Raw genomic sequence first — 25,992 nt, forward strand, 5'->3', positions numbered from 1 at the left:
ACCACCAAGGTCGCCGGGTTCCGCTTCGGCCGCACCGGCGCCCCGGGCGCGGGCTCGGGCTCTTCCGCTACCGGGTCGGGGTCGGGAGCGGGGTTGGAGGCCGTTGAGGAAGGCGATGGCGGTGTAGGGGTCGGTGGTGAGCATCTCGAAGGCCTGCAGCCGGGCCTCTTCCAGGCTCAGCTGGTCTCCGTCGGCCTCGGGGGTGGCGTGGGTGAGGAGGGCGTGGGCGAGGTCGTCGATGTTCTCCTGGCAGCGGATCGCGGTGCCGTTGGGCAGCTTGGCGGTGACCCGGCGGGTGGCCGGTTCGCCGGTGTCTTCCACGATCTCCCCGGGGCGGACCTTGGAGAGCCACACCCCGGTGCGCTGGGCGTCCTCGACCAGCTTGGCGTGGTGCAGGTCGGGGTCGGCCTCGATGATCTTGGCCTCCGCGATCCCCAGCAACCGGCCCGGGGCTTGGTGGCGGGCGTTGGTGACGGCCTCATCGACCAACCCGACGTCGTCCTTGGAGAGTTTGCGGGAAAGGCGGGCGATCTTGCGGGCCAGCCAGCCCTCGACCTCCAGCGCCTGCACCGCGGTCCACAGCAGCGGGAGGCGGTGGCGCAGGTCGAGGCAGTCCGCGGCGTAGTTCTCCGTGGCCACCACGCCGGCCGCGCGGGCGATGGCGAGCTCGGTGAAGCACAGCTGCGCGACCGGCGGCGTACCTTCCCCGCCGAGCTGGAGCAGCCGGTCTCCACCCCGGGTCACCGGCACCGCACCGGGGAGGGTTTGAGGGTCGGTGGTGTGCAGGTCGCACCAGTGCAGCACCCGCTGCATCGCGCGGACCTCCACCGCACGGGCCAGGCGGACGTCGTCCTCCACACCGGCCAGCGTGGCCGCCGCGTCGAGGGTGGTGACGTCCTCTTCGAACATGTGTTCATACAAACACAACCCACCGACACAACCCGAGGGTGAGCCGACCCGGCTGTGGAGATGCTCCGCGGAGCTTGATGCCCTCGAAGTACGACAGACCCGGTTGCTGGTTCGGGTGCATCACTGAATGCCGCACGTTGAAGAGCGCAACAGCACGGCATCGTCGGGGCAGAGGTTCTCGCCTAGTCCGTTCTGACTACGGATACTCCGTTGCCTTAGCTGTTCGGACCGGCTTCGACCAATCGCCAGGCGGTGTGACACGCACTTGCCAACACTTGCGAGGCAAAGCGTCGAACCGATCAGGAGTGATTTTCAATGAGCAGCGACACGACCCAGCCGTCTAACCCACCGCCTTCGTGGACGCCGAAGCCCGTCCAGCGACACCGTCCACAGGTGGTTCTCAAGGCCTCGCTTGCCGTCGCGCTCCTGCTCGCCTTGGTGGCTATCGGCGTCCTGGTTGTGATCGGATCGAGTACCAAGGCTCATCTTGAGGACGAACGGGACGAAGCGCGTGCTGAAGCAGCGGCGCTCCAAGGAGACCTTGACCACGCGAAGGAAGACACCGAGGCCCTCAACCGGGACAACGCTGACCTCCAACGGGAGAACGGGGACAACAAGAAGTCGCTGCACGCCTGCCGAACCGCGGTCGACGTCATGGTGGCGCTCAACAAGGCAGCTCTCGCACTGAGCGATGGCACGTTCGGATTCCTCGAGGCCGACGAGCACATGGACCGTGCGGAGCGCATCGCGCTCCGCGCCGGTTTCAACAGCAGCGGGCATGCCGCGCGAGTGTGCGGAAGGTCTGCCGCTGACGCGCCCGCGTGACCGTTGGCCTTGCGGCGGTAGGTCGTCGGCGTCGGCCGACCGGTTCGACTCTCTCGCCCGTCCACCGCGGCCCTGGTCCGGAAAGCCGACCTACCCCAGCTCCACCGTCATGAACACACTGTTCGGATCCAGCACGTACTCCCCGAACGGCCCGCAGGGAGCAAAGCCCCGCGACGCGTACAGCGCCCGGGCCGGCGCGAAGAAGTCCTGGGAGCCGGTCTCCAGGCTGAGCCGCTCGTAGCCACGCGCCACAGCCTCCGCGAGCACGTGGTCGAGGAGGCGCGCGGCGACGCCGCGGCGACGGGCGCCCGACGCCGTGCGCATCGACTTGATCTCGCCGTGGGTGGGGGAGAGCTCCTTCAGGGCCGCGGTGCCGAGGACGGCGCCGTCGTCACGGAGCGTCCAGAACGAGATCGCCGGCACCGCCAGTGCGTCGGGGTCGAGGGCGTGGATGCTCTCCGGTGGCGAGGTGGCCCGCATGTCGGCGAGGTGCTCCTCGAGCAGGGCGAGCACGTCGGCGCGCCGCGGGTCGTCGACCTGGATCCGCACGCGCCGAATCCTGCCAGCCGCCGCGGACCTGCCCCGGGCTGTACCGTCGCTCGAGTGACGAACGAACCCGTCATCGAGATCCACGACCTGGTCAAGGAGTTCGGCTCGTTCCGCGCCCTCGACGGCCTCGACCTCACGGTCGCGCCGGGGGAGGTGCACGGCTTCCTCGGTCCCAACGGCGCCGGCAAGTCCACGACGATCCGGGTCCTCCTCGGCCTGCTGCGCCGGACCTCGGGCACGGTCCGGATGCTGGGCGGCGACCCGTGGGGCGACGCGGCGGAGCTGCACCGTCGTCTCGCCTACGTGCCGGGCGACGTCAGCCTGTGGCCCAACCTGACCGGCGGCGAGGCGATCGACCTGCTCGGCCGGCTGCGGGGAGGGCTCGACCCGCGCCGCCGGGCCGAGCTGCTGGACCGCTTCGAGCTCGACCCGACCAAGCGGGGGTCGCACCTACTCCAAGGGCAACCGGCAGAAGGTCGCCCTCGTGGCGGCGCTGGCCTCCGACGTCGAGCTGCTCCTCCTCGACGAGCCGACCAGCGGCCTCGACCCGCTGATGGAGGAGACCTTCCAGGAGTACGTCGGCCGGTTCCGCGAGCGCGGCGGCACAGTGCTGCTGTCGAGCCACATCCTGGCCGAGGTGGAGAAGCTAGTGCGACCGGGTGAGCATCATCCGCGCCGGCCGGGTGGTCGAGGCGGGGACGCTCGCGGACTTGCGGCACCTGACCCGGACCTCGGTCGACGCCGAGCTCGTCGCCCCGCCCGACGGGTTGGCCCGGCTCGCCGGCGTGCACGACCTCGCGGTCGAGGGACACCGGGTCCGGTTCCAGGTCGAGACCGACCGGATCGACGAGGCGGTCGGAGCCCTGCACCGGGTCGGCATCAGGAGCCTGGTCGCCCAGCCGCCGACCCTCGAGGAGCTGTTCCTGCGGCACTACGGCGACCGGGTCGAGGGATGACCGGCGTCGCGACGCTGCTGCGCGGCCACCTGCGCCGCGACCGCTGGATGATCCTCTGGTGGTGCCTCGGCGGCACGCTTCTCTACTGGTCGCAGGGCGCCAGCCTCGCCGGGTTGTACGCCACCCAGGACGAGCTCGACCGGGCGGCCGCCAGCATGGGCGCCAACGCCGCGTTCGTCGCGATGCTCGGCCCGACCCGGGCGCTCGACACCGTCGGCGGCCAGGTCTTCTGGCAGGTCAGCGCGTTCGGCGCCGTGGTCGCGGGGCTGATGAGCATGTTCCTCGTCGGCCGCCACACCAGGGCCGAGGAGGAGTCGGGGCGCGACGAGCTGGTCCGCAGCACGGCGATCGGTCGCCACGCGCCGCTGACCGCCGCGCTGCTGGTCTCGCTCCTCGCCAACCTCCTGCTCGGCCTCCTCACCGCGCTGAGCCTGCTCACCCTCCGCCAGGAGTCGCCGCTCGCAGGCATGCCGCTGCCCGTCGCCGACAGCCTGGCGACCGGCCTTGGCCTGACCGCCTGCGGCTGGGCGTTCAGCGGCACCGCCCTGGTGGCTGCCCAGCTCACCCAGAGCACGCGCGCGATGTACGGCATCGCCGGCGCCGTGCTCGGGGTGGCCTACGGGCTGCGTGCCGTGGGCGACGTGGGCAACGGCGTCCTGAGCTGGCTCTCGCCGATCGGCTGGTACCAGGCCATGCAGGCCTACTCCGGTCTGCGCTGGTGGCCGCTCCTCCTCCTGCTGGCCGCGACGGTGGCGGCGGCTGCCGCGGCGTACCTCCTGTTCGGGCGCCGCGACGTCGGGTCCGGTGTCCTCGCCGCCCGTCCCGGCCCCGCCACCGCGGGACGCGACCTCCGGTCGGGGCTCGGCCTGGCGTGGCGGCTCCAACGCGGGTCGGTCGCCGGCTGGACGCTGGGCCTGCTGGTGCTGGGGCTCGGCTACGGCTCGATCGGCGACAGCGTCGAGGACGTCCTCGGTGACGGCGGACTGGCCCGCGACGTGATGGCCGGCGGGGGCACCGGCGGGCTCGTCGACGGGTTCTACGCCACGGCACTGGTGATGCTCGCCCTGATCAGCGCCGGCTTCGCCGTGTCCTCGGCCCTCCGTCCCCGGGCCGAGGAGGAAGCGGGCCACGCCGAGGTGCTGCTCGCGACCGCGCTCCCGCGGACCGCCTGGTTGGCCGGCCACGTCGTCGTGACCGTGCTCGGCACCGTCGTCGTGCTCGCGGGTGCCGGCCTCGGCCTGGGCGCCGGCTACGCGCTCGTCACCGGCGACGGTGGCGCCGTCGTGCGGCTCGGCCTCCCGGCACTCGCGTACGTCGTGCCCGTCCTCGTGCTCAGCGCGGCTGCCCGGCTGCTCCACGGGCTTCTCCCGCGGCTGCTGCTGCTCGCCTGGCTTCCCCTCGTGCTCGCCGTGGTCGTCCTGGTCTTCGGGGGAGGCGCTGCAGCTGCCGGGGTGGCTGCGCGACCTGTCGCCGTTCGAGTGGATGCCGTTGGTGCCGGCCGAGGACGTCGACCCGGTGCCCGTGGCGACGGTCGCCGCGGTCGCCGCAGGCCTCTCCGTGGCGGGCCAAATGGCGTTCCGCCGGCGCGACATCGGCTAGTTTCGCTGACCATGTGGCAGCCCGAGCCCGGCTGGGTGGCGCTCCCGGGAGGCACCGGGACGTCCACCGTGGGCGTCTGGCGCACGGCGCTCGGCGGCCGGCCGGTGGTCGTCAAGCGGCTGGCGGCGCCCGAGCCCGGCGACCCGGCAGCCCTGTCCGACCCCGAGCACGTCGGCTACTGGCGGCGGGAGGCCGACGTGGTCTCCACCGGGCTCGTGGACGCGACGCCCGGGCTGCGCGGCGCCCGCGCGTCCGTCGAGGAGGACCCGCACGGCATCACGATCGTGCGGGACTGGGTGGAGGACGCCGCCGCGAGCGGCCTGTTCCTCGCGGTGTCCCTCGGCCGGTTCGCCGGTGCCGACCTGCCCCGGCCGCGGTTCCTCGCCCGCCACCTGCTCCGCGACCGGCTGCAGCGGGTGGCCGACCGCGGCGGCTGGCCGACGCTGGCTCGCACGAGCGTCGCCGACGTGGCCGACCACCTGTGGCGTCACCGCGGCACGATGCTCGACCTGCTCGACGGCCTCCCGCAGGTGCCGCAGCACGGCGACCCCACGGCCACGAACATCCCCGGACGCGAGGGCGACGAGGCGGTGGCGATCGACTGGGGGACGCTCGGGACCGGGCCGGTCGGCGGCGACCTCGGCTACCTGTCGCTGTCGGCGCGGGAGGAGTTCGAGCCGCTGCTCGACGCCTTCCTGCTCGGCCTGCCCGACGACGCGGCCGGCCGCGACGAGGTGGTGCTCGGGGCGAGGGTGGTCGCCGTCTACACCGCGCTCAGCCGCGCCGAGTGGGCACTCGCCCGCGCGGCCGCGGGGGAGGGTGCGCTCGCGGCCAAGTACCGCCACCCGTCGGTGGCGCCGCACCTGCGGGCGCTGCAGCGGCAGTTCCCCCACATCGAGGCGCTGCTCGAGCTATAGCGGGGGGCGGCGCGGGAGCGCTACCGCCCCAGCACCTCGGCCTCGGACGCGGCGAACGTGTCGCACGCCTGCACGTCGCCCTGCTCGTAGCCCACGAGGAACCAGTGCTTGCGCTGGGCGGCGGACCCGTGTGTCCACGACTCCTCGGTCACCTGGCCCTGGGTCTTGCGCTGGATGGAGTCGTCGCCCACCGCCTCGGCGGCCTTGATGGCGAGGTCGATGTCGCGCTCGCTGAGGTCGACGAGCAGCACCTCGCCGGCGGCGTCCTCGGTGGTGGTCGCGTGCTGCGTCCAGAGGCCGGCGTAGCAGTCGGCCTGCAGCTCGAGCCGGACGCCCGGCGAGGTGGGGCCGGTCTCCTGGGTGCGCACCTGCCCCATGAAGCCGAGCAGGTTCGAGATGTGGTGGCCGTACTCGTGGGCGAGCACGTAGAACTCGACGAACCCGCCGTCGGGCCCGCCGAGCTGGCGCTCGAGGACCTGGTCGAAGAACGTGGTGTCGAGGTAGACCGACTCGTCCGCCGGGCAGTAGAACGGCCCGACCGAGGAGTCGGCGCCGCCGCACTGCGTGCCGACCGACCCACCGAACGTGGTCAGGCTCTCGATCGGCCGGAAGTCGCCGCCGAGGGCTCCCTCCCAGAAGTCGGTGAGCGAGTTCTCGACGGCCACCCGGGCGCAGTCGTGGTCGGCGTTGGCGTCCTCACCGGTCTCGCAGTGGTCGTAGCGACCGGTGTCGTCGGCGTCGGCGAGCCGGCTCGGGTCGTACGCCGCGCCGGCGAACGGGTTGATGCCGGTGACCTGGGCGAGCACGACGAACGCGATCACGAGCACGATCCCGCCGAGGCCACCCTTGGCGCCCGCTCCGCCCGGGATCGGCAGCCGCATGCCCCGGCCGCCGTACCCGCCGCCGCGGGAGCCGGTGTCCCGGACACGTGACCGGTCGAGCCGGGCCCTCGGGTTGAACCGCACCATGCTCGGAGCCTAGACAACCGGCGTTTTTCGGGCGGGACCGACGCCCGTGGGAGACTGGTGCGGTCATGATCACGGTCCACCAGCTCGAGGTCCGGGCCGGTGCCCGGCTCCTGATGGAGAACGTCACCTTCCGTGTGGCCGCCGGCGACAAGGTCGGCCTGGTCGGTCGCAACGGCGCGGGGAAGACGACCCTCACCAAGATCCTCGCCGGCGAGGCGTTGCCCGCCGGTGGCTCGGTCACGTCGACGGGGGAGGTGGGCTACCTCCCGCAGGACCCCCGCTCCGGCGACCCCGACCAGCTCGCCCGCGAGCGGATCCTGTCCGCGCGCGGGCTCGACGACGTCGTACGCCGCCTGCGTGCGGCCGAGGTCGAGATGGGCAGCGACGACCCGACCACCCGTGAGCGCGCGATGCGCCGCTACGAGCGGGCCGACGCGGAGCTGCACGCCGGAGGCGGGTACGCCGCCGAGGCCGAGGCCGCGACGATCGCGCACAGCCTCGGCATCACCGACCGGCTGCTGGGCCAGCCGCTGCGCACGCTCTCGGGTGGCCAGCGCCGGCGGGTCGAGCTGGCGCGGATCCTGTTCTCCGACGCCGAGACGCTGCTGCTGGACGAGCCGACCAACCACCTCGACGCCGACTCCATCGTGTGGCTGCGCGACTTCCTCAAGGCGTTCTCGGGGGGCCTGGTCGTGATCAGCCACGACACCGACCTGCTCGACGCCACCGTCAACCGGGTGCTCCACCTCGACGCCAACCGCGCGGTGATCGACGCCTACAACATGGGCTGGACGGCCTACCTCCAGCAGCGCGAGACCGACGAGAAGCGCCGGAAGCGGGAGCGGGCGAACGCCGAGGCGAAGGCCAAGTCGCTCACCGACCAGGCCAACAAGATGCGCGCCAAGGCCACCAAGGCGCAGGCGGCGCAGTCGATGCTCAAGCGGGCGGAGCGGATGCTCGCGGGGGTCGAGGCGGAGCGGCAGAGCGACCGGGTCGCGCGGATCGCGTTCCCCAAGCCGGCACCGTGCGGCCGGACGCCGCTGACGGCCGAGGAGCTGTCGAAGTCCTACGGCTCGCTCGAGGTGTTCACCGACGTCGACCTGGCCATCGACCGGGGGACCCGGGTGGTCGTCCTCGGCCTCAACGGCGCGGGCAAGACCACGCTGCTGCGCATCCTCTCCGGGCTGGAGCAGCCCGACACCGGCCGCGTCGTGCCCGGCCACGGCCTCAAGCTCGGCTACTACGCGCAGGAGCACGAGACGCTCGACGTCGGGCGCACGGTGCTCGAGAACATGCGGTCGTCGGCCCCGGACCTCACCGACACCGAGGCCCGCTCGGTGCTCGGGTCGTTCCTGTTCAGCGGCGACGACGTGCACAAGCCGGCAGGGGTCCTCTCGGGCGGTGAGAAGACGCGGCTCGCACTCGCGGCGCTCGTCGTGTCCTCGGCCAACGTGCTGCTGCTCGACGAGCCCACCAACAACCTCGACCCCGCCTCGCGCGAGGAGGTGCTCGCCGCGATCCGCTCCTACGAAGGCGCGATCGTGCTGGTCACCCACGACGAGGGCGCCGTGCACGCGCTCGAGCCCGACCGGGTGCTGATCCTGCCCGACGGCGTCGAGGACCTCTGGAACGTGGAGTACGCCGACTTGGTCGCGCTCGCCTGACGCGAGACCGCTACTCGGTGCCGATCGCCTCCAGCACGTTGAGCCGGGAGGCACGGATCGCGGGCACCACCGCCGCGAGCACGCCCACGACCACGGCGACGGCGAGGAACAGCACGAGCTGGGTGAGCGGGAGCCCGAGGCTGGTGAGGTCGTCCTTGAGCGACTCGCGCAGCAGGACCCCGATCAGCAGGCCGAGCACCAGGCCGAGCACGGCGCCGAGCACCGCGATCACCACCGACTCGAGGGTGATCATTCGGCGCAGCGCGGCCCGGCTCATGCCGATCGCACGGAGCAGGCCGATCTCGCGGGTGCGCTCGATCACGCTGAGGCCGAGCGTGTTCACGATGCCGATGACGGCGATCACGATCGCCAGCGCCAACAGGCCGTAGATCATGTAGAGCAGCTGGTTGACCTGCCCGCGGATCTCGTCGCCGAACTCCTCCCTTGTCGTAGACGCCGACGATCGGCACCGACGCCGCGGCGTCGTCGAGCGCCTCGCCGACCGCGTCGACGTCGGCACCCGGCTCGACCGTGATGCTGATCGCGGAGTCCTGGCGCGGCACGCCGGCCTTCGTGAGCTGGTCGAGCGGCACGGTGATCGGGCCGGTCACCTCGCTGGACCCCACGATGCCGACCACCTCGACGTCGAGCCGACCCGCTGCCGCGAGCCGGAGGTCGAGCCGGTCGCCGACGGCGAGGTCGTTGTCCTCGGCGAACCAGTCGTCGAGGACGGCCTCGGCCCCCGCGGCACGGCCCGGCCCTCGACGACGTCGAGGTCGTAGATCTCGGCGAACGACTCGTCGTTGCCGACCACACTCACCCCGTCGCCGTCGAGCTGGGCACCGAGGCTCTGCTGCCGGCTGACGACCTCGACGCCCTCGACGTCCTCGAAGGAGTCGCCGATCTCGGTCGTGAACGGCGTGAACGTCGTGGTCTGGACGAGGAAGTCGGCGGTGAACTGCTCGTCCACCAGGTCGGTCACCGACTTGTTCAGGGAGGCGGCGAGCACGCCGATCGTCGACACCAGCGCGAGGCCGATCATCAGTGCCGAGGCCGTCGCCCCGGTGCGGCGCGGGTCGCGGAGGGCGTTCTCGCCGGCGAGCCGGCCCGGTGCGCCGAACGCCCGCGAGAAGAGCGCGCGGCAGGCGACGACGACGGGGCGCCCCACCACGGGGCTGATCACCGCGATGGTCAGGATCCACAGCACGGCGCCGGCGCCGATCCAGGCGGCGTCGGAGCTGGGGGCGTCGCCGAGCCCGACCGCCACGAGGCCGGCGCCGATCACGAGGACCACGGCTCCGATCAGGGTGCGCCTCCGCATCGAGCCGCGGGTCGTCGCGGAGTCCATCCGCATCGCGGCGACGGGCGCGACCCGGCCGGCCCGCCGGGCCGGCACGAAAGGCGGCGACCACGGTGACCAGGATGCCGACGACGTAGCTGGTGACCACCGCTCCGGTGGTGAGCTGCAGGGCGTCGCCGGCGATGTCGAGGCCCACGGCGCGGAAGGTCGCGGCGAGGGCGCGGGCGAGCAGCAGGCCGAGCGCGATCCCGAGCGTCGACGCGAGCACCGACAGGACGAGCGCCTCGACCATGACGGACCGGGTGACCTGTCCCCGTGACGCGCCGAGTGCCCGCAGGAGCGCGGACTCACGGGTGCGCTGCGCGACGAGGATCGAGAAGGTGTTGACGATGATGAACCCGCCGACGATGACGGCGATGATCGCGAACACCAGCAGGAAGATCTCGATGACGTCGAGGAAGACGCCGAACGCGTCCTGCTGCTCGTCGGCCACCTTGTCGCCGGTGACCGCCTCGAAGCCGGCCGGCACCACGGCCGCGGCGGCATCGGCCAGCTCGCGCTGGCTGACGCCGTCGGCGGCGGTCAGCGTGATCTGGTTGAACTGGTCCTCGCCCTGGAGGAACAGGTCCTGCGCGCCCTCGGTGTCGAAGATCAGGAGCGTCGCGCCGGCGGTGCCGCCGCCGTTGAACTCCGCCGTGCCGACGAGGGTCGCGCTCCGCTGCGGGTCGCCGAACGGGGCCAGCAGCCCGACCTCGTCGCCGAGCTCGTAGCCGCCGTTGTGGGCCGCCCCGGAGTCGAGCACCACCTCGCCCGGCGCCTCGGGCCACCGGCCGCTCTCGAGCTCGAGGATCGGCTCGCCCGCCATGTTGGGGGCGTCGTGGTAGTTGAAGGCCAACGTCGGGGCGCCGGTGCCGCCGACGACCGTGCCGTCGTCGGCGAGCAGGCTCATGCCGAAGCCGACGACGTCGCCGTCGGCGCGCTCGACCTCGGGCAGCGTCTCGAGCTCGTCGACCAGCTCGGGCGACAGCGTGGCCGCGCTGGTGGAGAGCGCCGACTCGGCGAGCTCCTGCGACACCTCCGAGCGGACGATCCCGTCGGGCGTCGAGCCGTTGATGATGCCGTCGAACGTGCTGGACAGGCCGTTGCTGAAGACGAGGACGCCCGACAGGAACGCCACCCCGAGCACGACGGCGAGCCCGCTCATGAGCAGGCGCAGCTTGCGCGCGAACAGGTTGCGCAGGGTCAGTCGGAGCACGTCAGACCGCCCCGGAGCGCGCAGCCGCGGCGGCCTGGAGGGAGGTCATGTGCTCGAGGATCTGCTCCCGCTCGGGGGAGGTGATCTCGTCGACCACCCGGCCGTCGGCCAGGAACACCACGCGGTCGCAGTACGACGCCGCGACGGCGTCGTGGGTGACCATCACGATCGTCTGCCCGAAGTCGTCGACGCTGCGCCGCAGGAACGACAGCACCTCGGCGCCGGACGTGCTGTCGAGGTTGCCGGTGGGCTCGTCGGCGAACACGATCGACGGTCGCGTGACGAGCGCGCGTGCGCAGGCGACGCGCTGCTGCTGGCCGCCCGACATCTCGTTGGGGCGGTGCCCGAGCCGGTCGCGCAGCCCGACGGCGTCGATCACGGTGTCGAACCACGCAGGGTCGGGCTTGCGACCGGCCAGGCTCAGCGGGAGCACGATGTTCTCGCGGGCGGTCAGCGTGGGGATCAGGTTGAACGCCTGGAAGACGAAGCCGACCTGCTCGCGGCGCAGCCGGGTGAGCTCCTTGTCGCCGAGGTGGCCGAGCGCGGTCTCGCCGACGAAGACCTCGCCCGAGGTCGGGGGAGTCGAGGCCCGCGAGGCAGTGCATCAACGTCGACTTGCCCGAGCCCGACGGGCCCATGATGGCGGTGAACTGCCCGCTCGCGAGCTCGACGGTCACGCCGTCGAGCGCGTGCACGGCGGAGTCGCCGGCGCCGTAGGTCTTGCGGAGGTCGACCGCCCGGGCCGCGGCCGGGGCAGAAGTAGCCGTCGTCATGCGACCAGCCTGCCCGAACGCACCGACAAGGTGCCATCGGGAATCTCCCCGAGGCCACCCCCTACGGAAGGAGGAGGCAGGAGTCGCCGAACTCGTGCCACAGGTATCCCTCCTCGACCGCCGCGGCGTAGGCCCGCCGGGTGAGGTCGGCGCCGGCGACGGCCTCGACCAGCAGCAGGTGCGACGCCTCCGGGTCGTGCCACCCGGTGACCAGCCCGTCGACGACCTGCGGCGGGTCGGCCGGTGTCACGACCCGCGTCGTCCAGCCGCGGCGCGCGACCATCCGCGGGGAGCCACCGCCGCCGTCGGCCGGTTCCACCGCCGACTCCAGGGCCCGCGTCACCGTGGTGCCCACGGCCACGACCCGCCCCCCGTCGGCCCGCGCGGCGTTGACGACCGCCGCACTCGCTGCGGTCACCTCGAACCGCTCCGGTTGCGGAGCCTCGCCCGCCTCCTGGGAGGAGACCCCCGTGTGGAGCGTGACCGGCACGACGTGCACGCCCCGGGCGACCAGCCCGGTGACCAGCTCGGTGGTGAACGGGCGCCCGGCGGACGGCATCTCGGCGCTGCCCGGCCGGCGCCCGAAGACGGTCAGGTAGTCGGCCAGCGGGTAGCGGTCCGCCAGGTAGCCGTAGGAGATCGGACGGCCGTAGCGCGCCGCGACCGCCGCGAGGTCGTACTCGGTCTCGGCGCGCCAGAGCCGGTCGCCCCGGCCGGTCGGCGACGAACCCGGCTCGGGGTAGGGCGCCGAGAGGCGCAGCGACGCCGTCCCGGCGGCGATGTCGATCCGGTCGCCGGCACGGGCGTCCAGGACCGCACGGTCGGCGTCCGGCGCGGTGCGCAGCTCGACCACCCAGGTCCCGTCGTCGAGGGGAGTGGCGAGGTGCACGACGACCGGCCCGTGCCGGGTCGACGTCGCGTCGAGCTGTCCGGCCACGGTGGCGGAGTCGTTGACCACGACGACGTCGCCCGCGCGCAGGTGGTCGCCGAGATGGGCGAAGGTCGTGTGTGTGAGCCCCCCGCCCGCCGGCGACGAGCAGCCGCACGCCGTCGCGCGCGACACCGCGTCGCTCGGGCGGGGCCGGCGCGAACCGGCGCTGCGGGGCGGTGAACGTGGTCGTCGGGCGCTCGGCGAGCAGCGGCACGTCAGACACCCGCCTCGACGTCGTCACGGACGGCGGGCACGTCGGCTGCGCGGTACCGGCCCGACGGTGGCCGGCGCTCGAGCAGGCCGAGCAGCCTGGGCACCACGGTCTCGGGCAGCGGTCGGTCGGAGATGTCCTCGCCCGGGAACCACCGCTGGTGCATGTCGGTGCGCATGTCGCCCGGGTCGACGGCGTACGCCGTGATCGCCTCGTTCTCCGCGGCGAAGGTGAGCGTGACGTGGTCGAGCGCCGCCTTCGAGGCGCTGTAGAGCCCCCCACCCGGGGTAGTGGTCGACAGCGGCGTCGGACGAGATCGACATCAGCACGCCGCCGGACGCGGTGAGCTGGGGGAGGAGCAGCGAGGTCAGCACCAGCGGTGCGCCGACGTTGCTGCGGAGGACGTGCTGCAGGTCCTCGGGCCGGACGTCGGACAGCAGGCGGTACGCCGAGTCGCCGGTCGCCGGGCCGAGCGTCCCGGCGTTGTGCACCAGGAGGTCGAGCCGCCCGTGCGCCTGCACCGCCGCCCGCAGCGCCTCCCGGTGATCGGCGTCGGTGACGTCGCCGGCGACCGCGGTGACGAGGTCGGCGCGGGGGAGGTCGGACAGGGTGGCGAGGCGGTCGGCGTCCCGGGCGTCGGTGATCACCTGCCAGCCGCGGGCGGTGAGGCCTGCGACGAGGGCGCGGCCGAGGCCTGCGCTGCCGCCGGTGACGAGTGCGACGTTGACCATGGGTGGGTCCTTCCGGTGGAGATCGGGTTGACCCACCCATGGTCAATTTTCAAGTTAACTTCATGTCAAGCGGCAGGCGATCAGCTGCCGGGCCGGGCCTCTTCCTTGACGGTGCCGGCGGCGGACTGGCCTTCCTGGCCGACGTTCCTCGCCGACTCCTGCGCCGACGACTTCCAGGTCCTCGGCCGCCTCGGTGGCCTTGTCCTTGAGGCTCTGGCCGACGTCCTGTCCGACCGCCTTGGCCTCGTCGACGACCGGCTGCCCGTGCTCCTTGGCGGTGTCGACCAGGCGCTGGGCCGCCTGCGACTCCTTCTCGCTGGCGGGGATGAGCGCCGAGATGACCATGCCCGCGCCGAACGCGACGAGGCCGGCAGCCAGTGGTGATCCCACGGTCTGGCGGTGCACCGCGCCGGCCGCCTGCTGGGCGGTGCCGCCGACGTTCGACACCGCGTCGGACGCGGAGCCGGTCACCGATCCGGCCGCACCCTGGGCGGAGTCCTGGGCGCTCCGGGCGGTGCCCATCACCCGGTCCTTCAGTGACGAGACGCGGTCGCGGGCCGCCGCCTTGCGGCGCTCGACCACCCGGCCGGGGCTCACCTTGTCGTAGAGCGCGTCCACGTCGCGGGTGAGGCTCTCCCGCGTGGTCGCGATCTCCTCCGTCATCCGTTCTTCAGCTGCTTGGCCCATGCCACGTCCTCCTTGATCGTCTGCTGCGTCGACTCGAGCTTGTTCATCGACTTGAGCTCCTTGCGCCCGCTCATGGCCATCACCGCCGCTGCCACGCCCCAGAGGGCGCCGACGATGAGCGCCGCCCACCCGACGGGCATCCAGCTGTCGAGCAGGAACATCAGCGCCAGCGAGGTGAACAGCAGGGCCAGGTAGCCCGCCGCCCCGGCGCCGCCGAGCAGGCCGGCGCCCTTCCCCGCCTTGGCCGCCTCGGCCTTCGCCTCGGACTTGGCCAGCTCCAGCTCCTGCTTGACGAGCGTGGTCAGGTCGTCGGCGACGGCGCCGACGATCTCGCCGAGCGACCGGTCGCCGGCTGCACCCGGATCGCCGACGCCGGCCCCGTCCGGCGGCGGTCCCGACGGCGTTGCGGTCATGCCGTCCCCCTGCCGCTGCCCTCGGGGTAGACCACGTCGGTCGGCGGGGCGCCGGTGCCGCTCAGCGGGTCGTCGGCCGCGGTGCCGGTCTGCTGCACCGGGTCGGTCAGGCCCGGGCCGGAGCTGGGCAGGTCACCGGGGGCGGTGAGGGGGCGCGCCGGTGGTCCCACCGGCCGTGCTGCCGGTGCCGCCGGTGCTCCCGGTGCCGCCGGTGCCGCTGGACCCGCCGCCGTCCTTCGCCGCCCGGGTGAGCCGTCCGGCGACGACCCCGGCGGCGAGGGCGCCCAGCAGGAACGTGCCGGGGCGCCGCCGCGCGAAGTCGCGGACCTGGTCGAGCACCTCGCCGGGCTGGCGGCCCTCCATCTGGGAGCCGAGCGTCCGCGCCCGGTCGCTGACCTCGGTCACGAGGGTCTGCGCCATGCCGGCGCCCGCGCCGTCTCCCCGGGCCATCTGCTCGAGGTCGTCGGCCAGCGACTGCAAGGTGCCGACCAACCGGTCCAGCTGGGTGCGCGACTGCTCCTCGATCTGCGAGCGGGCCTCCTGGAACAGGTCGGACGCGTGCTCGGCCGCCTCGGCGGCGACGCCCTGCGCCTCCTCCTTGGCCACGCCCGCCACGTGCTTGCCCTGCTCGGTGGCTGTGCTCGCTGCCTGTTGTGCCTTGTCGGTGACGCCGCTGTCGGAGCCGGCCGCCCCGTAGTCGCTCGTGGTCATGTTGCCTCCAGCTCGGGGGTGGGAAAGTGGTCCGGTACCCCCCGCATCCCCCCTGCCACACCGGAACCGCCGGCGCCCGCCCGCGATCTGCCAGAGTGGCCCCCATGGCGGAGTTCGTCGGAGCGATCGACCAGGGCACGACCAGCACCCGGTTCATGGTGTTCGACCACGACGGCGCCGAGGTCGCCCGCCACCAGCTCGAGCACGAGCAGGTGCTGCCGCGAGCCGGGTGGGTGGAGCACAACCCGGTCGAGATCTGGGAGCGGACCTCGGCGGTGGTGCAGACCGCGCTCGGGAAGGCCCGGCTGTCGGCCGACGACCTGGTGGCCGTCGGCATCACCAACCAGCGCGAGACGACCTTCGTCTGGGACCGCCGCACCGGGCGGCCGCTCCACAACGCGATCGTGTGGCAGGACACCCGCACCGACGCGATCGCCGCCGCGCTCGACCGCGACGGCCGCGGCGACGTGATCCGGCAGCGCGCCGGCCTGCCGCCGGCGACGTACTTCGCTGGCGGCAAGCTGCAGTGGATCCTGGAGAACGTCGACGGCGTGCGCGACGCGGCCGAGCGGGGCGACGCGCTCTTCGGCACGGCCGACACCTGGCTGCTGTGGCACCTCACCGGCGGCACCGACGGCGGGGTGCACGTCACCGACGTCACCAACGCCAGCCGCACCATGATGATGGACCTGGAGACCCTCGACTGGGACGAGGAGCTGCTCGGCTTCTTCGACGTGCCCCGGGCGATGCTGCCGGCGATCCGGGGAGTCCTCGGCGTCGACCGCGAGCGGACCGCACGGCCTCACCCGCACCCGCGGGCCGTTCGGCGGCGAAGTGCCGCTGGCCGGCATCCTCGGCGACCAGCAGGCGGCCACCGTGGGTCAGGTCTGCTTCGCGCCGGGGGAGGGCAAGAACACCTACGGCACCGGCAACTTCATGCTGCTCAACACCGGCACCGAGATCGTCCGCTCGAGGTCGGGCCTGCTGACGACGCCGGCCTACCAGCTCGGCGACCAGCCCTGCGTCTACGCGCTCGAGGGGTCGATCGCCGTCACGGGCTCGGCGGTGCAGTGGCTGCGCGACCAGCTCGGGATCATCAGCGGGGCGAGCGAGTCCGAGAGCCTGGCCCGTCAGGTCGACGACAACGGCGGCGTCTACTTCGTGCCCGCTTTCTCGGGCCTGTTCGCGCCCTACTGGCGCTCCGACGCCCGCGGCGCGATCGTGGGGCTGTCGCGCTACAACACCAACGCGCACCTGGCGCGGGCGACGCTGGAGGCGATCTGCTACCAGTCGCGCGACGTGGCGGAGGCGATGTGCGCGGACTCCGGTGTGGAGCTGGAGGTGCTCAAGGTCGACGGCGGGGTCACCGCCAACGAGCTCTGCATGCAGATCCAGGCCGACGTGCTGGGCGTGCCGGTGAGCCGGCCGGTGGTCTCGGAGACCACCGCGCTCGGAGCGGCGTACGCCGCCGGGCTCTCGGTGGGGTTCTGGAGCGACACCGACGAGCTGCGCCGCAACTGGTCGGAGGACCGCCGCTGGGAGCCCCGGTGGGACGAGGCGCGCCGCGAGGACGGCTACCGGCGCTGGAAGAAGGCGGTCGAGCGGACGCTGGGCTGGGCCGAGCTGGAGGACTGAACCTCCTGCTATAACGCGCTATAAAGCGGAGGGGTTGGCTATAGTTGCTCCAACGTGCCAGAGCCGGAGGAGACCGTCGTGGCCGATCGTCAGCCGAACCCCTACCGGCCCGGGTTCAACCAGCCGCCGGTCGTCTTCGCGGGCCGCTCCGACGTGCTCGACGGGGCGGCGGAGGCGCTGGAGATCGCGGCGTACGACGGCCGCACACCGCGGCCGCTGATCCTGCTCGGTCCGCGGGGCGTGGGCAAGACCGTCACCCTCGGCGAGATCGCCGAGCTCGCTGCCGAACGCCACTCGTGGCCGGCGGTGCACGTCGAGGTCAAGGTCGGCGGCCGGATGCTCGTCGAGCTGGGGTCGCGGCTGCGGGACGCTGCCCAGCTGCTCGCCGGGACCGAGCCGCGGGAGCCGCGGCGCCGGCCCCGGGTCACCGGCGGGAAGGTCGAGGCGCACGCGTTCGGCATCGGCGGCGAGGTGCAGCTCGAGGCAGCCGCGGACGCGCGGTCGGACGACGGGCTGGACGCGGTGCTCCGGACGACGATGGCCGCAGCCGTCGACGCCGGTGCCGGGCTGGTGATCACGGTCGACGAGGTGCACAACGCCGCTCCCGAGGAGCTCGCGCTGCTGTGCGGCACGTTCCAGGAGCACGTGCCGCAGGGGTGGCCGGTGGTCCTCGCCCTCGCGGCGCTCCCGACCCTGCGCAACAACCGGGGTCGGCGGCGGCTGCCGACCTACCTCGAGCGGGCGGAGTGGCACGACCTCGACACCCTGCCGCCCACCGAGGCCCGTGAGGCGCTCGTCGGTCCCGCCCAGCAGGCCGGCCGCCCGATGACGCCCGACGCCGCGGACCTGCTGCTCGGCCACGCGGGCGGCTATCCCTACGCCCTGCAGGTCGCGGGCCACTTCGCCTGGCGGGCCTCCCACGGCAGCCGCTCGATCGGCGTCGACCACGCGCGGCAGGCCGTGCCGCGGATCGAGGCCGACCTCGCCCACCTGTTCCGGAGCCGCTGGGACGACGCCAGCCCACGCGAGCAGGAGTACCTGCAGGCGATGGCCGCCGTCGCCGCGAGGGGCGAGGTGCCGAAGGGTGGCGCCGTCGCCGCCGAGCTCGGCGTACCGGTCACCAGCGTGTCCTACCTGCGGGCCCGGCTGCTCCGCAAGGGGACGATCTACCGCGAGGCCGGGGGAGCGCTCCACTTCATCACCCCGGGCATGGGCAGGTGGATCCTCGACCAGGATCGGCAAGACTGACCTCCATGAAGCCGGCCGCCCTCTCGCCCCGGGCCCGCAGCGCCGCCCTCCGACGCCTCGCGGACCGCGAGCTCGACGTGCTGGTGATCGGCGGCGGCGTGGTGGGCTGCGGTGCGGCCCTCGACGCCGCCACTAGAGGTCTCGAGGTGGGGCTGGTCGAGGCCCGGGACTTCGCGTCCGGGACCTCCAGCCGCAGCTCCAAGCTGGTGCACGGCGGCCTGCGCTACCTCGAGATGCTCGACTTCCGTCTGGTCGCCGAGGCGCTGCGGGAGCGCGGCCTGCTGATGCAGCGGCTGGCGCCGCACCTGGTGCGGCCGGTGCCGTTCCTCTACCCGCTCAAGCGGCGCGGCTGGGAGCGGTGGTACGCCGGCTCCGGGGTCGCCCTCTACGACGCGATGTCGCGTGCCGGCGGCTTCGGCGACCGCACGCCGCTGCACCGGCACCTGACCCGCCACGGCGCCCGCAAGGCGTTCCCGTCGCTGCGCAAGGACGCACTGGTGGGGGCGATCCGCTACTACGACGCCCAGGTCGACGACGCGCGGCACACGATGTTCCTCGCCCGCACCGCGGCGACGTACGGCGCCCACGTCGCCTCCCCGCACCCGCGTCCTCGGCCTGCTCAAGGAGAGCGAGCGGGTCGTCGGAGCCGACGTGGTCGACCTCGAGACCGGCCACCGGTTCGCCGTCCGCGCCGCCCAGGTGATCAACGCGACCGGCGTGTGGACTGACGAGACGCAGGCGATGGCCCGCGAGCGCGGCCAGTTCCGGGTGCGCGCGAGCAAGGGCATCCACCTGGTCGTGCCGCGCGACCGGATCCGCGGCGAGACCGGTCTGATCCTGCGCACGGAGACCTCCGTGCTGTTCGTGATCCCCTGGAAGCGGCACTGGATCATCGGCACCACCGACACCGACTGGCAGCTGTCGAAGGACCACCCGGCCGCCAGCTCGCGCGACATCGACTACCTGCTCGGCCAGGTCAACGAGGCGCTCGCGGTGCCGCTCACCCGCGACGACGTCGAAGGCGTCTACGCCGGCCTCCGGCCGCTGCTGGCGGGGGAGGACGCCGCGACCTCCAAGCTCTCCCGGGAGCACGCGGTCGCCCACTCCGTGCCGGGCCTGGTGGTCGTCGCGGGCGGCAAGTACACGACGTACCGGGTGATGGCGAAGGACGCCGTCGACGAGGCGGTGCACGGGCTCGAGCGTGCTCGGGCGCAAGCCCGGGCCGTGCGTGACCGAGGACGTCCCGCTGGTCGGCGCCGACGGCTACCAGGCGCTGCGCAACCAGCGGCGGACCCTGGCCGCGCGGTCCGGGCTGGCGGTCAACCGGGTGGACCACCTGCTCGACCGCTACGGGTCGCTGGTGCTGGAGGTGCTCGACATCGTCGCGGCCGAGCCGGAGCTCGGCGAGCCGCTGCCGGGGGCCGAGGACTACCTGCGGGTGGAGGCGGTCTACGCCGTCACCCACGAGGGCGCGCGCCACCTCGACGACATCCTCACCCGGCGGCTGCGGGTCTCGATCGAGACGTTCGACCGCGGGGTGGCGGCGGCGCCCCACGTCGCCGACCTGGTGCGCGGCCACCTGGGCTGGGACGCCGCGCAGCGCGACCGGGAGATCGACCACTACCTCAAGCGGGTGGAGGCCGAGCGGGAGAGCCAGCGGCAGCCCGACGACCAGACCGCCGACGCCGCGCGCAAGGGTGCGCCCGACGTCGTCCCGGTGTCCCACGTCGCCGAGGCGATCGAGGGCGCGCCGTAATCTCGACGGCATGGACCTCCACCTGCACGACCGAGTCTTCATCGTCACCGGCGGCACCCGCGGCCTGGGCCGGGCGACCGCCGACGAGCTGGTCGCCGGCGGCGCCTGCGTCGTGGTCTCCGGGCGCAGCCAGGACAGTGTCGACGCCGCCGTGACGACGCTCCGCCAGGTCGACGGGCGCGACTGCGCGGTCGGCGTCGTCGCCGACAACGCCGACCCCGCGACGCCGGGCCGGCTGGTCGCCGCCGCGCGTGACCACTGGGGCCGGCTCGACGGTGCGCTGATCAGCGTGGGCGGTCCGCCGTGGGGGCCGGTGCTCGGGTCGACCGACGAGCAGTGGACGGGTGCCTTCGAGTCGGTGTTCCTGGGCGGGGTCCGGCTGGCGCGTGACATCGGCACCGAGCTGGGCGCCGACGGCGCGCTCGCCCTGGTCCTCTCGACCAGCGTGCGGGGAGCCGTTGGCCAACCTGGCCATCTCCAACGGCCTGCGGCCCGGGCTGGCGATGGTCGCCAAGACCCTGGCCGACGAGCTCGGCCCGCGGGGCGTGCGGGTCAACGGGCTGCTCCCGGGCCGGGTCGGCACCGAGCGGGTCGCCGAGCTCGACGCCGCCACCGGTGACGCGGACCAGGCACGGGCCGCGTGGAGCGAGCGGATCCCGCTGCGTCGCTACGGCGCGCCGGCCGAGTTCGGGCGAGTGGCGGCGTTCCTGCTCTCCCCGGCCGCATCGTTCGTCACCGGCGCGATGGTGCCGGTCGACGGCGGGATGACCCGCGCCCTCTAGGCGTCGGTCGCGGCAGTACGCCGGCGCCGCTCGCCGCGGGGCCCGTTCCGGCGCTCGTCCCAGGCGAGGTAGCCGAAGCCTCCGAGCGCGAGGACGCCGAAGAACCACCACTGCAGGCCGTAGAAGAAGTGCGGCCCCTCGCCGAGGTCCGGCGGCTCGGCGGCCTCGAGCGGCTCGGCGGGCGGCGGGTCCTCCGACCGCAGGTCGACGAACCCGCCGAACACCTCGCGGCCGAGCGCCTCGCCGATCGCCACGCTCGAGATCGCCCGCGTCCCCCGGTCGACCACCTCGGTGCTGTCGCCGGTGCCGTCGGCGCGCACCCAGCCGGTGACCGTCACCTCGCCGGCCGGGGGAGCCGGCAGCTCCTCCGGCTCGACCGCCCGGTTGTCGGTCGCCATCCAGCCGCGGTCGACGAGGAGCGCGGTCCCGTCGGCGGTCACCAGCGGGACCACCGCGTCGACCCCGCCGACGCCGTCGCGGGTGCGGTAGCGGACGACGACAGAGTCGGCGGCGTCGTACTCCCCCGGTGGCGGTGACGACCGTCCACTCCTCGTCGGCGGCGACCGGGTCGCCCGGCGCCAGCACCTCCTCGACCGGCACCGGGTCGCGGTCGGCGTTGGCCTCGACGACGGCGTTCTTGTCCCGCCGCTCGTCGAGCCGGCCGAATTGCCACTCACCGAGCCACCAGGTGCCGACCCCGATGAGGATGATCGACAGGAAGAAGAGAAGCCACCGGCGGCTCACCAGGAACCGCCACGGACCGAGGGTCCGGTCCAGCCACTCACGCACGGCACCACCGTATGACCAGCCGGTCGCCAACCCGGACCCGGCCTATGCTGGCGGGGTGCAGCCGCTCATCGACCGCTACGGCCGGGTCGCGACCGATCTCCGGGTCTCGCTGACCGACCGCTGCAACCTGCGCTGCACCTACTGCATGCCGCCCGAGGGCCTCGACTGGCTGCCGCGCGACGACCAGCTCACCGACGACGAGGTGGTGCGGCTGATCGGCGTCGCGGTCACCCGGCTCGGGGTGCGGGAGGTCCGGTTCACCGGCGGGGAGCCGCTCGTACGACGCGGGCTGGTCGACATCGTGCGTCGTACCCGTGCCCTCGACGCCGGTGTGGAGCTGTCGATCACCACCAACGGCATCGGCCTCGCCCGCACCGCCGGCGCCCTCGCCGGCGCCGGCCTCGACCGGGTCAACGTCAGCCTCGACACGGTGCGCCCCGACACGTTCCTCGAGATCACCCGGCGCGACCGGTTCGCGGACGTGGTGGAGGGCCTCGCAGCCGCCGACGCTGCCGGGCTGGGCCCGGTGAAGGTCAACGCGGTGCTGCTGCGCGGCGTCAACGACGACCAGGCGCCCGAGCTGCTGGCCTGGTGCCTCGACCGCGGCTACCAGCTGCGGTTCATCGAGCAGATGCCGCTCGACGCCCAGCACGGCTGGTCGCGGGAGGAGATGGTCACCGCCGACGAGATCTTCGCCGCGCTCGACCGCGCCTACGACCTCACGCCCGCCACCGAGCCCCGCGGCAGCGCCCCCGCCGAGCTGTTCCTCGTCGACGGCGGCCCCGCCACCGTCGGCGTGATCGCCTCCGTCACCCGCCCGTTCTGCGGCGACTGCGACCGGGTGCGCCTCACCGCCGACGGCCAGGTCCGCAACTGCCTCTTCGCCCGCCATGAGTCCGACCTGCGCCACGCGATGCGCGCCGGCGCCACCGACGCCGACCTCGCCGACCGCTGGCTCACCGCCATGCGCGGCAAGGCCGCCGGCCACGGCATCGACGACCCGACGTTCCTCCAGCCGGACCGGCCGATGTCGGCGATCGGGGGCTGAGGGGGGCGGCGCGGTGGGCGGGGTCGTCCCGGTGGGCGGTTGCTCGTCCCGGTGGGCGCAGATTCATCAAGGTATGTCGGTCAGTCGTCGCTTCCCATGGTGGGTACGGCGTGGGATGTGCGAGCTCGCCTGCATCCCTTGATGAATCTGCGGTAGGTGGGGCGGGCAGCGGCACATGAGTCGGGCGGTGGGGCGGTGGGCCCGGCGGGGGGCGCTCCGCCCCTCACTCCTCGTGCGCGACGGTCTCCTTCAGGAACCCGCGGGCTCCGAGGAACTTCTCGAGCGACTCCCGGTGCTCGTCGCAGGCCAGCCAGACCTTCCGCCGGTCGGGCGTGTGGATCTTGGGGTTGTTCCAGCGCAGCTGCCAGCCGGCCGGGGTGCGGCAGCCCTTCGCCGAGCAGAGGTCGGGGCCACCGCCGGGGTCAGCGCTCACCGGTCTCCTCGTCAGCGCGGCTGCCGGCGCCGAGCTGGCGGTCGGCACGGCCGCCGCCGGTCAGCGGCAGGGCGTCGGTGCGGGTGTTGGCGGCGTTGGCGTTGACGACCGCCACGTAGGGCAGGACGACCGCGGCCAGGATGAAGAACGGCCACAGCCAGTTGAGGCCAGCGACGCCGGCGATCACGGCGGCGATGAAGCAGAGCGTCCGGATCGACATCGAGATGATGTAGCGACGCTGGCGCCGGGCCAGGTCGGCCTGGGGGAGTGGACCCGACCGTGGTGATCCGGATCGGCGCGTCGGACATGGGGTCAGCCTACGCCCCCCTCCCGTGGTGCGACCGTCGCTCGCCCCCCGCGCCCTCGCGCCCGGTCTACCCTGACCCCATGAGCAACCGCACCTACCGCGTCACCGAGATCGTCGGCACCTCGCCCGACGGCATCGACCAGGCCGTCCGCAACGGGCTCGAGCGGGCCTCGCAGACCCTCCGTCACCTCGACTGGTTCGAGGTGACGCAGGTGCGGGGCCAGATCAAGGACGGCCAGGTCGAGCACTTCCAGGTCGGGATGAAGGTGGGCTTCCGGCTCGAGGACGAGTGACCGCGGCCTGAGCGGCCGGCCCGGTTCTTTGTGCGGACCCCACAAAGAATCCGCGCGAGTTTGCTGCGCGTCGGCGGCGAGAGGCGGCGGCGCCGCCCACTAGCGTCGTGGGACGTGAGCGACTCCCGATCCGTCCTCGTCACCGGCGGCAACCGCGGCATCGGCCGCGCGATCGCCGAGGCGTTCCTGGCCCAGGGCGACAAGGTCGCCGTCACCACCCGGAGCGGGGGAGCGCCCGACGGCGCGCTCGAGCTCAAGGCCGACGTGACCGATGCCGCCGCGGTCGACGCGGCGTTCAAGGCCGCCGAGGAGGCCCACGGCCCGGTCGAGGTGCTGGTCGCCAACGCGGGCATCACGGCCGACACGCTCCTGCTGCGGATGTCGGACGACGACTGGTCGTCGGTGCTCGACACCAACCTCACCGGCTCGTTCCGGCTCGCGAAGCGGGCGGCGAAGGGCATGCTCCGGCTGCGCCGAGGCCGGATCATCCTCGTGTCCAGCGTGGTCGCGACGCTCGGCTCCCCGGGCCAGGTCAACTACGCCGCGTCCAAGGCCGGCCTGATCGGCATGGCCCGGTCGCTGGCGCGCGAGCTCGGGTCCCGGTCGATCACGGCCAACGTGGTCGCGCCCGGCTACGTCGACACCGACATGACCGCGGTGCTGGACGAGGACCTGAAGGAGGGGATCCGCGGCCGGATCCCGCTGGGGCGGTACGCCGACCCGGCGGAGGTGGCGAGCGCGGTGACCTGGTTGGCGAGTGACGGAGCGGCCTACGTGACGGGGGCCGTGATCCCTGTCGACGGCGGTCTCGGGATGGGGCACTGACATGGCGCTGGACAAGTCCTCGCTCCTCGACGGCAAGCGGATCCTGGTCACCGGGGTCACCCACGACACCTCCATCGGCTTCGGGATCGCCCGGTTCGCCCAGGAGCAGGGTGCGACCGTGCTCATCTCCAACTTCGGTCGGGCGCTCCGGCTGACCGAGCGGATCGCCAAGCGGCTCCCGGAGACGCCGCCGGTGCTCGAGCTCGACGTCACCGACGAGTCCCACCTCGCGGCGCTCCCCGCGAAGGTCGCCGAGCACCTCGGCGAGGGTGCGACGCTCGACGGCGTCGTGCACTCCATCGCCTACGGCAACCCCGAGACCCTGCTCGGCGGGAAGTTCCTCGACGGCCCGTGGGACGACGTCGCGCAGGCCGTGCAGGTGTCGGCGTACTCGCTGAAGGCGCTGGCCGGCGCCTGCCGGCCGATGATGACCGGCGGCGGGTCGGTCGTCGGCCTCACCTTCGACGCCACGGTGGCGTGGCCGGCGTACGACTGGATGGGTGTCGCCAAGGCGGCGCTGGAGTCCACCGCGCGCTACCTGGCCCGCGACCTGGGACCCGACCGGATCCGGGTCAACCTGGTCTCCGCCGGCCCGCTGCGCACCCTCGCCGCCAAGGCGATCCCCGGGTTCGAGGAGCTCGAGTCGCTCTGGGACACCCGCGCGCCGCTCGGCTGGGACCAGACCGACACCGAGCCGACCGCACGCGCGGTCTGCGCGCTGCTCTCCGACCTGTTCCCCGCTACGTCAGGCGAGATCGTGCACGTGGACGGCGGCTTCCACGCGATGGGCGCATAGCCCGCTGCGTCGCCCAGGTGAGCAGCGCCCACCCCGCCGCGACCACCAGGACCTCCTGCAGCACGTACCACGGCCACGGCCCGAAGTAGTCGAGGACCGAGCCGCTCGGCTTGCGCACCAGGTAGCCGTAGTTGGTGTCGGCGACCACGTTGAAGGCGTACGCCGTGACCGCCCAGGCGAGCGTCGCCGCGAGCGCAGCGCCGTAGTCGCGCCACCGGGGCGGCTTGCGCAGGCCGATCACGAGGTAGGCCGCCGACCACACGACGAGCAGGTGCAGCGCCCAGTAGGCGAAGTAGCGCGGGTGGGGGGAAGTCCTCGCCCAGCGACGGCGTGACGACGCCCTGGACGGTCAGCGTCAGCCCCCAGAAGAACGTCAGCGCCACGGGGACCGGGCGGTGCGTCCAGAGCGCCCAGGCCGCCGCCACCCACGCCAGGTCGCACAGGTGCAGGGGGCAGCGTCACGTCGATGTCGAAGTTGACGAGGACGTCGTAGACCTGGAACGGCACCGTGACCGCCGGGATCAGCAGCGCGGCGACCCGGCTGGAGGTCGTCGGGCCCTCGGCGGCGCGGTGCCGGCCGCCGACGACGACGACGGTGACCAGGCCGGCGGCGAAGATCGCCAGCGGCACCAGGTGGGTGAGCCCGTACGACGGCACGGGTCCAGGATCCCGCACTAGGCT

At 73.3% G+C, this 25,992-nt stretch carries 27 protein-coding genes and 6 pseudogenes; 16 read left to right on the forward strand and 17 right to left on the reverse strand.

The genetic code is table 11. The features are described 5' to 3' along the window. Positions 1-93 precede the first annotated feature (93 nt). Positions 94-951, forward strand: coding sequence for a hypothetical protein (locus MF408_RS21625; RefSeq protein ID WP_240249364.1), 858 nt, complete (start codon positions 94-96; stop codon positions 949-951). A gap of 351 nt (positions 952-1,302) precedes the next feature. Then, positions 1,303-1,734: a hypothetical protein gene (locus tag MF408_RS21630; RefSeq protein WP_240249365.1), complete on the forward strand. Its 432-nt coding sequence runs from the start codon at positions 1,303-1,305 to the stop codon at positions 1,732-1,734. A 90-nt stretch (positions 1,735-1,824) separates the two neighbouring features. Here the strand turns inward: MF408_RS21630 and MF408_RS21635 are convergent, their stop codons facing one another. Beyond that, complete coding sequence (locus MF408_RS21635; RefSeq protein WP_240249366.1) at positions 1,825-2,283, reverse strand: GNAT family N-acetyltransferase; 459 nt, start codon at positions 2,281-2,283, stop codon at positions 1,825-1,827. 54 nt (positions 2,284-2,337) lie between these two features. On the opposite strand from MF408_RS21635, the pseudogene MF408_RS21640 reads away from it, so the two are divergent. Further along, positions 2,338-3,239 (forward strand): annotated as a pseudogene (locus tag MF408_RS21640) (ABC transporter ATP-binding protein). Then, on the forward strand, positions 3,236-5,755 hold the full coding sequence (locus MF408_RS21645; protein ID WP_240249367.1) for a phosphotransferase: 2,520 nt from the start codon (positions 3,236-3,238) through the stop codon (positions 5,753-5,755). The pseudogene MF408_RS21640 and the gene MF408_RS21645 overlap by 4 nt, the downstream one beginning before the upstream one ends. Before the next feature lie 20 nt (positions 5,756-5,775). Here the strand turns inward: MF408_RS21645 and MF408_RS21650 are convergent, their stop codons facing one another. Continuing rightward, the gene (locus MF408_RS21650; RefSeq protein WP_240249368.1) at positions 5,776-6,723 is read right to left on the reverse strand and encodes a neutral zinc metallopeptidase; all 948 of its coding nucleotides are present in this window, start codon (positions 6,721-6,723) and stop codon (positions 5,776-5,778) included. Between the two features lie 65 nt (positions 6,724-6,788). On the opposite strand from MF408_RS21650, the gene MF408_RS21655 reads away from it, so the two are divergent. Next, positions 6,789-8,387, forward strand: a complete 1,599-nt coding sequence (locus tag MF408_RS21655; protein ID WP_240249369.1) for an ABC-F family ATP-binding cassette domain-containing protein — start codon at positions 6,789-6,791, stop codon at positions 8,385-8,387. A 10-nt stretch (positions 8,388-8,397) separates the two neighbouring features. Here the strand turns inward: MF408_RS21655 and MF408_RS27280 are convergent, their stop codons facing one another. The 10 genes and pseudogenes from MF408_RS27280 to MF408_RS21700 form a co-directional block, all read right to left on the reverse strand. Next, complete coding sequence (locus MF408_RS27280) at positions 8,398-8,781, reverse strand: FtsX-like permease family protein (RefSeq protein ID WP_345893967.1); 384 nt, start codon at positions 8,779-8,781, stop codon at positions 8,398-8,400. Between the two features lie 213 nt (positions 8,782-8,994). Continuing rightward, a complete protein-coding gene (locus MF408_RS27285; protein WP_345893969.1) occupies positions 8,995-9,741 on the reverse strand; it encodes an ABC transporter permease in 747 nt (248 codons plus the stop codon). Positions 9,742-9,847: 106 nt separating this feature from the next. After that, a pseudogene (locus tag MF408_RS21665) lies at positions 9,848-10,891 on the reverse strand (FtsX-like permease family protein); the annotation flags it as partial. 52 nt (positions 10,892-10,943) lie between these two features. Continuing rightward, positions 10,944-11,691: pseudogene (locus tag MF408_RS21670) on the reverse strand (ABC transporter ATP-binding protein); the annotation flags it as partial. Positions 11,692-11,776: 85 nt separating this feature from the next. Continuing rightward, positions 11,777-12,778, reverse strand: a complete 1,002-nt coding sequence (locus MF408_RS21675) for an S-adenosylmethionine:tRNA ribosyltransferase-isomerase (RefSeq protein WP_240249370.1) — start codon at positions 12,776-12,778, stop codon at positions 11,777-11,779. Positions 12,779-12,861: 83 nt separating this feature from the next. Next, positions 12,862-13,158 (reverse strand): SDR family NAD(P)-dependent oxidoreductase, encoded by a 297-nt coding sequence (locus MF408_RS21680; RefSeq protein ID WP_240252102.1) that lies wholly within the window; start codon positions 13,156-13,158, stop codon positions 12,862-12,864. Between the two features lie 34 nt (positions 13,159-13,192). Then, positions 13,193-13,588, reverse strand: a pseudogene (locus MF408_RS21685) (SDR family oxidoreductase); the annotation flags it as partial. Positions 13,589-13,648: 60 nt separating this feature from the next. Further along, positions 13,649-14,275, reverse strand: coding sequence for a DUF3618 domain-containing protein (locus MF408_RS21690; protein ID WP_240249371.1), 627 nt, complete (start codon positions 14,273-14,275; stop codon positions 13,649-13,651). Beyond that, positions 14,248-14,688 (reverse strand): phage holin family protein, encoded by a 441-nt coding sequence (locus MF408_RS21695; protein ID WP_240249372.1) that lies wholly within the window; start codon positions 14,686-14,688, stop codon positions 14,248-14,250. The genes MF408_RS21690 and MF408_RS21695 overlap by 28 nt, the downstream gene beginning before the upstream one ends. A gap of 132 nt (positions 14,689-14,820) precedes the next feature. Further along, positions 14,821-15,399: a hypothetical protein gene (locus MF408_RS21700; RefSeq protein WP_240249373.1), complete on the reverse strand. Its 579-nt coding sequence runs from the start codon at positions 15,397-15,399 to the stop codon at positions 14,821-14,823. Between the two features lie 104 nt (positions 15,400-15,503). Between MF408_RS21700 and glpK the strand changes: the two are divergent. The 7 genes and pseudogenes from glpK (at position 15,504) to MF408_RS26080 (ending at position 20,820) form a co-directional block, all read left to right on the forward strand. Beyond that, a pseudogene (gene glpK, locus MF408_RS21705) lies at positions 15,504-17,034 on the forward strand (glycerol kinase GlpK). A gap of 78 nt (positions 17,035-17,112) precedes the next feature. Continuing rightward, positions 17,113-18,282: an ATP-binding protein gene (locus MF408_RS21710; protein ID WP_240249374.1), complete on the forward strand. Its 1,170-nt coding sequence runs from the start codon at positions 17,113-17,115 to the stop codon at positions 18,280-18,282. Positions 18,283-18,287: 5 nt separating this feature from the next. After that, positions 18,288-19,010, forward strand: a complete 723-nt coding sequence (locus MF408_RS27290) for an FAD-dependent oxidoreductase (RefSeq protein WP_345893788.1) — start codon at positions 18,288-18,290, stop codon at positions 19,008-19,010. Further along, a pseudogene (locus tag MF408_RS27295) lies at positions 18,934-19,377 on the forward strand (FAD-dependent oxidoreductase); the annotation flags it as partial. The gene MF408_RS27290 and the pseudogene MF408_RS27295, both read left to right, overlap by 77 nt. 106 nt (positions 19,378-19,483) lie before the next feature. Next, positions 19,484-20,038 carry a glycerol-3-phosphate dehydrogenase C-terminal domain-containing protein gene (locus MF408_RS27300; protein ID WP_345893789.1) on the forward strand — a complete coding sequence of 185 codons (555 nt, stop codon included), beginning with the start codon at positions 19,484-19,486 and terminating at the stop codon, positions 20,036-20,038. 10 nt (positions 20,039-20,048) lie between these two features. Further along, complete coding sequence (locus MF408_RS21720; protein ID WP_275693259.1) at positions 20,049-20,657, forward strand: SDR family NAD(P)-dependent oxidoreductase; 609 nt, start codon at positions 20,049-20,051, stop codon at positions 20,655-20,657. Continuing rightward, the gene (locus MF408_RS26080; protein ID WP_275693260.1) at positions 20,584-20,820 is read left to right on the forward strand and encodes an SDR family oxidoreductase; all 237 of its coding nucleotides are present in this window, start codon (positions 20,584-20,586) and stop codon (positions 20,818-20,820) included. The genes MF408_RS21720 and MF408_RS26080 overlap by 74 nt, the downstream gene beginning before the upstream one ends. On the opposite strand, the gene MF408_RS21725 is transcribed toward MF408_RS26080, so the two are convergent. Continuing rightward, positions 20,817-21,497: an SURF1 family protein gene (locus MF408_RS21725; protein WP_240249375.1), complete on the reverse strand. Its 681-nt coding sequence runs from the start codon at positions 21,495-21,497 to the stop codon at positions 20,817-20,819. The two genes, MF408_RS26080 and MF408_RS21725, sit on opposite strands and share 4 nt — an antisense overlap. A 167-nt stretch (positions 21,498-21,664) precedes the next feature. On the opposite strand from MF408_RS21725, the gene moaA reads away from it, so the two are divergent. Beyond that, positions 21,665-22,657 (forward strand): GTP 3',8-cyclase MoaA, encoded by a 993-nt coding sequence (moaA, locus tag MF408_RS21730; protein ID WP_240249376.1) that lies wholly within the window; start codon positions 21,665-21,667, stop codon positions 22,655-22,657. A gap of 223 nt (positions 22,658-22,880) precedes the next feature. Here the strand turns inward: moaA and MF408_RS21735 are convergent, their stop codons facing one another. Both MF408_RS21735 and MF408_RS21740 read right to left on the reverse strand, forming a co-directional pair. Next, on the reverse strand, positions 22,881-23,090 hold the full coding sequence (locus tag MF408_RS21735; RefSeq protein WP_240249377.1) for an acetone carboxylase: 210 nt from the start codon (positions 23,088-23,090) through the stop codon (positions 22,881-22,883). Then, a complete protein-coding gene (locus MF408_RS21740; RefSeq protein WP_240249378.1) occupies positions 23,080-23,310 on the reverse strand; it encodes a DUF3099 domain-containing protein in 231 nt (76 codons plus the stop codon). Before MF408_RS21740 ends, MF408_RS21735 begins: the two co-directional genes overlap by 11 nt. 167 nt (positions 23,311-23,477) lie before the next feature. Here MF408_RS21740 and MF408_RS21745 point away from each other — a divergent pair, with 167 nt between their 5' ends. The 3 genes from MF408_RS21745 to fabI all read left to right on the forward strand — a co-directional run bounded on the left by MF408_RS21745 (position 23,478) and on the right by fabI (position 25,311). Beyond that, on the forward strand, positions 23,478-23,690 hold the full coding sequence (locus MF408_RS21745; RefSeq protein ID WP_240249379.1) for a dodecin: 213 nt from the start codon (positions 23,478-23,480) through the stop codon (positions 23,688-23,690). A gap of 114 nt (positions 23,691-23,804) precedes the next feature. Next, positions 23,805-24,515: a 3-oxoacyl-ACP reductase FabG gene (gene fabG / locus MF408_RS21750; RefSeq protein ID WP_240249380.1), complete on the forward strand. Its 711-nt coding sequence runs from the start codon at positions 23,805-23,807 to the stop codon at positions 24,513-24,515. Between the two features lies 1 nt (position 24,516). Further along, entirely contained in the window at positions 24,517-25,311 is a 795-nt protein-coding gene (fabI, locus tag MF408_RS21755) for an enoyl-ACP reductase FabI (protein ID WP_240249381.1), read from the forward strand. Here the strand turns inward: fabI and MF408_RS21760 are convergent. Next, the gene (locus MF408_RS21760; RefSeq protein WP_240249382.1) at positions 25,256-25,573 is read right to left on the reverse strand and encodes a YwaF family protein; all 318 of its coding nucleotides are present in this window, start codon (positions 25,571-25,573) and stop codon (positions 25,256-25,258) included. The two genes, fabI and MF408_RS21760, sit on opposite strands and share 56 nt — an antisense overlap. Then, positions 25,549-25,968, reverse strand: coding sequence for a hypothetical protein (locus MF408_RS21765; RefSeq protein WP_240249383.1), 420 nt, complete (start codon positions 25,966-25,968; stop codon positions 25,549-25,551). The genes MF408_RS21760 and MF408_RS21765 overlap by 25 nt, the downstream gene beginning before the upstream one ends. Between the last annotated feature and the right edge of the window lie 24 nt (positions 25,969-25,992).

This window comes from Nocardioides sp. TF02-7 (assembly GCF_022437945.1).
Classification (GTDB): Bacteria; Actinomycetota; Actinomycetes; order Propionibacteriales; family Nocardioidaceae; genus Nocardioides.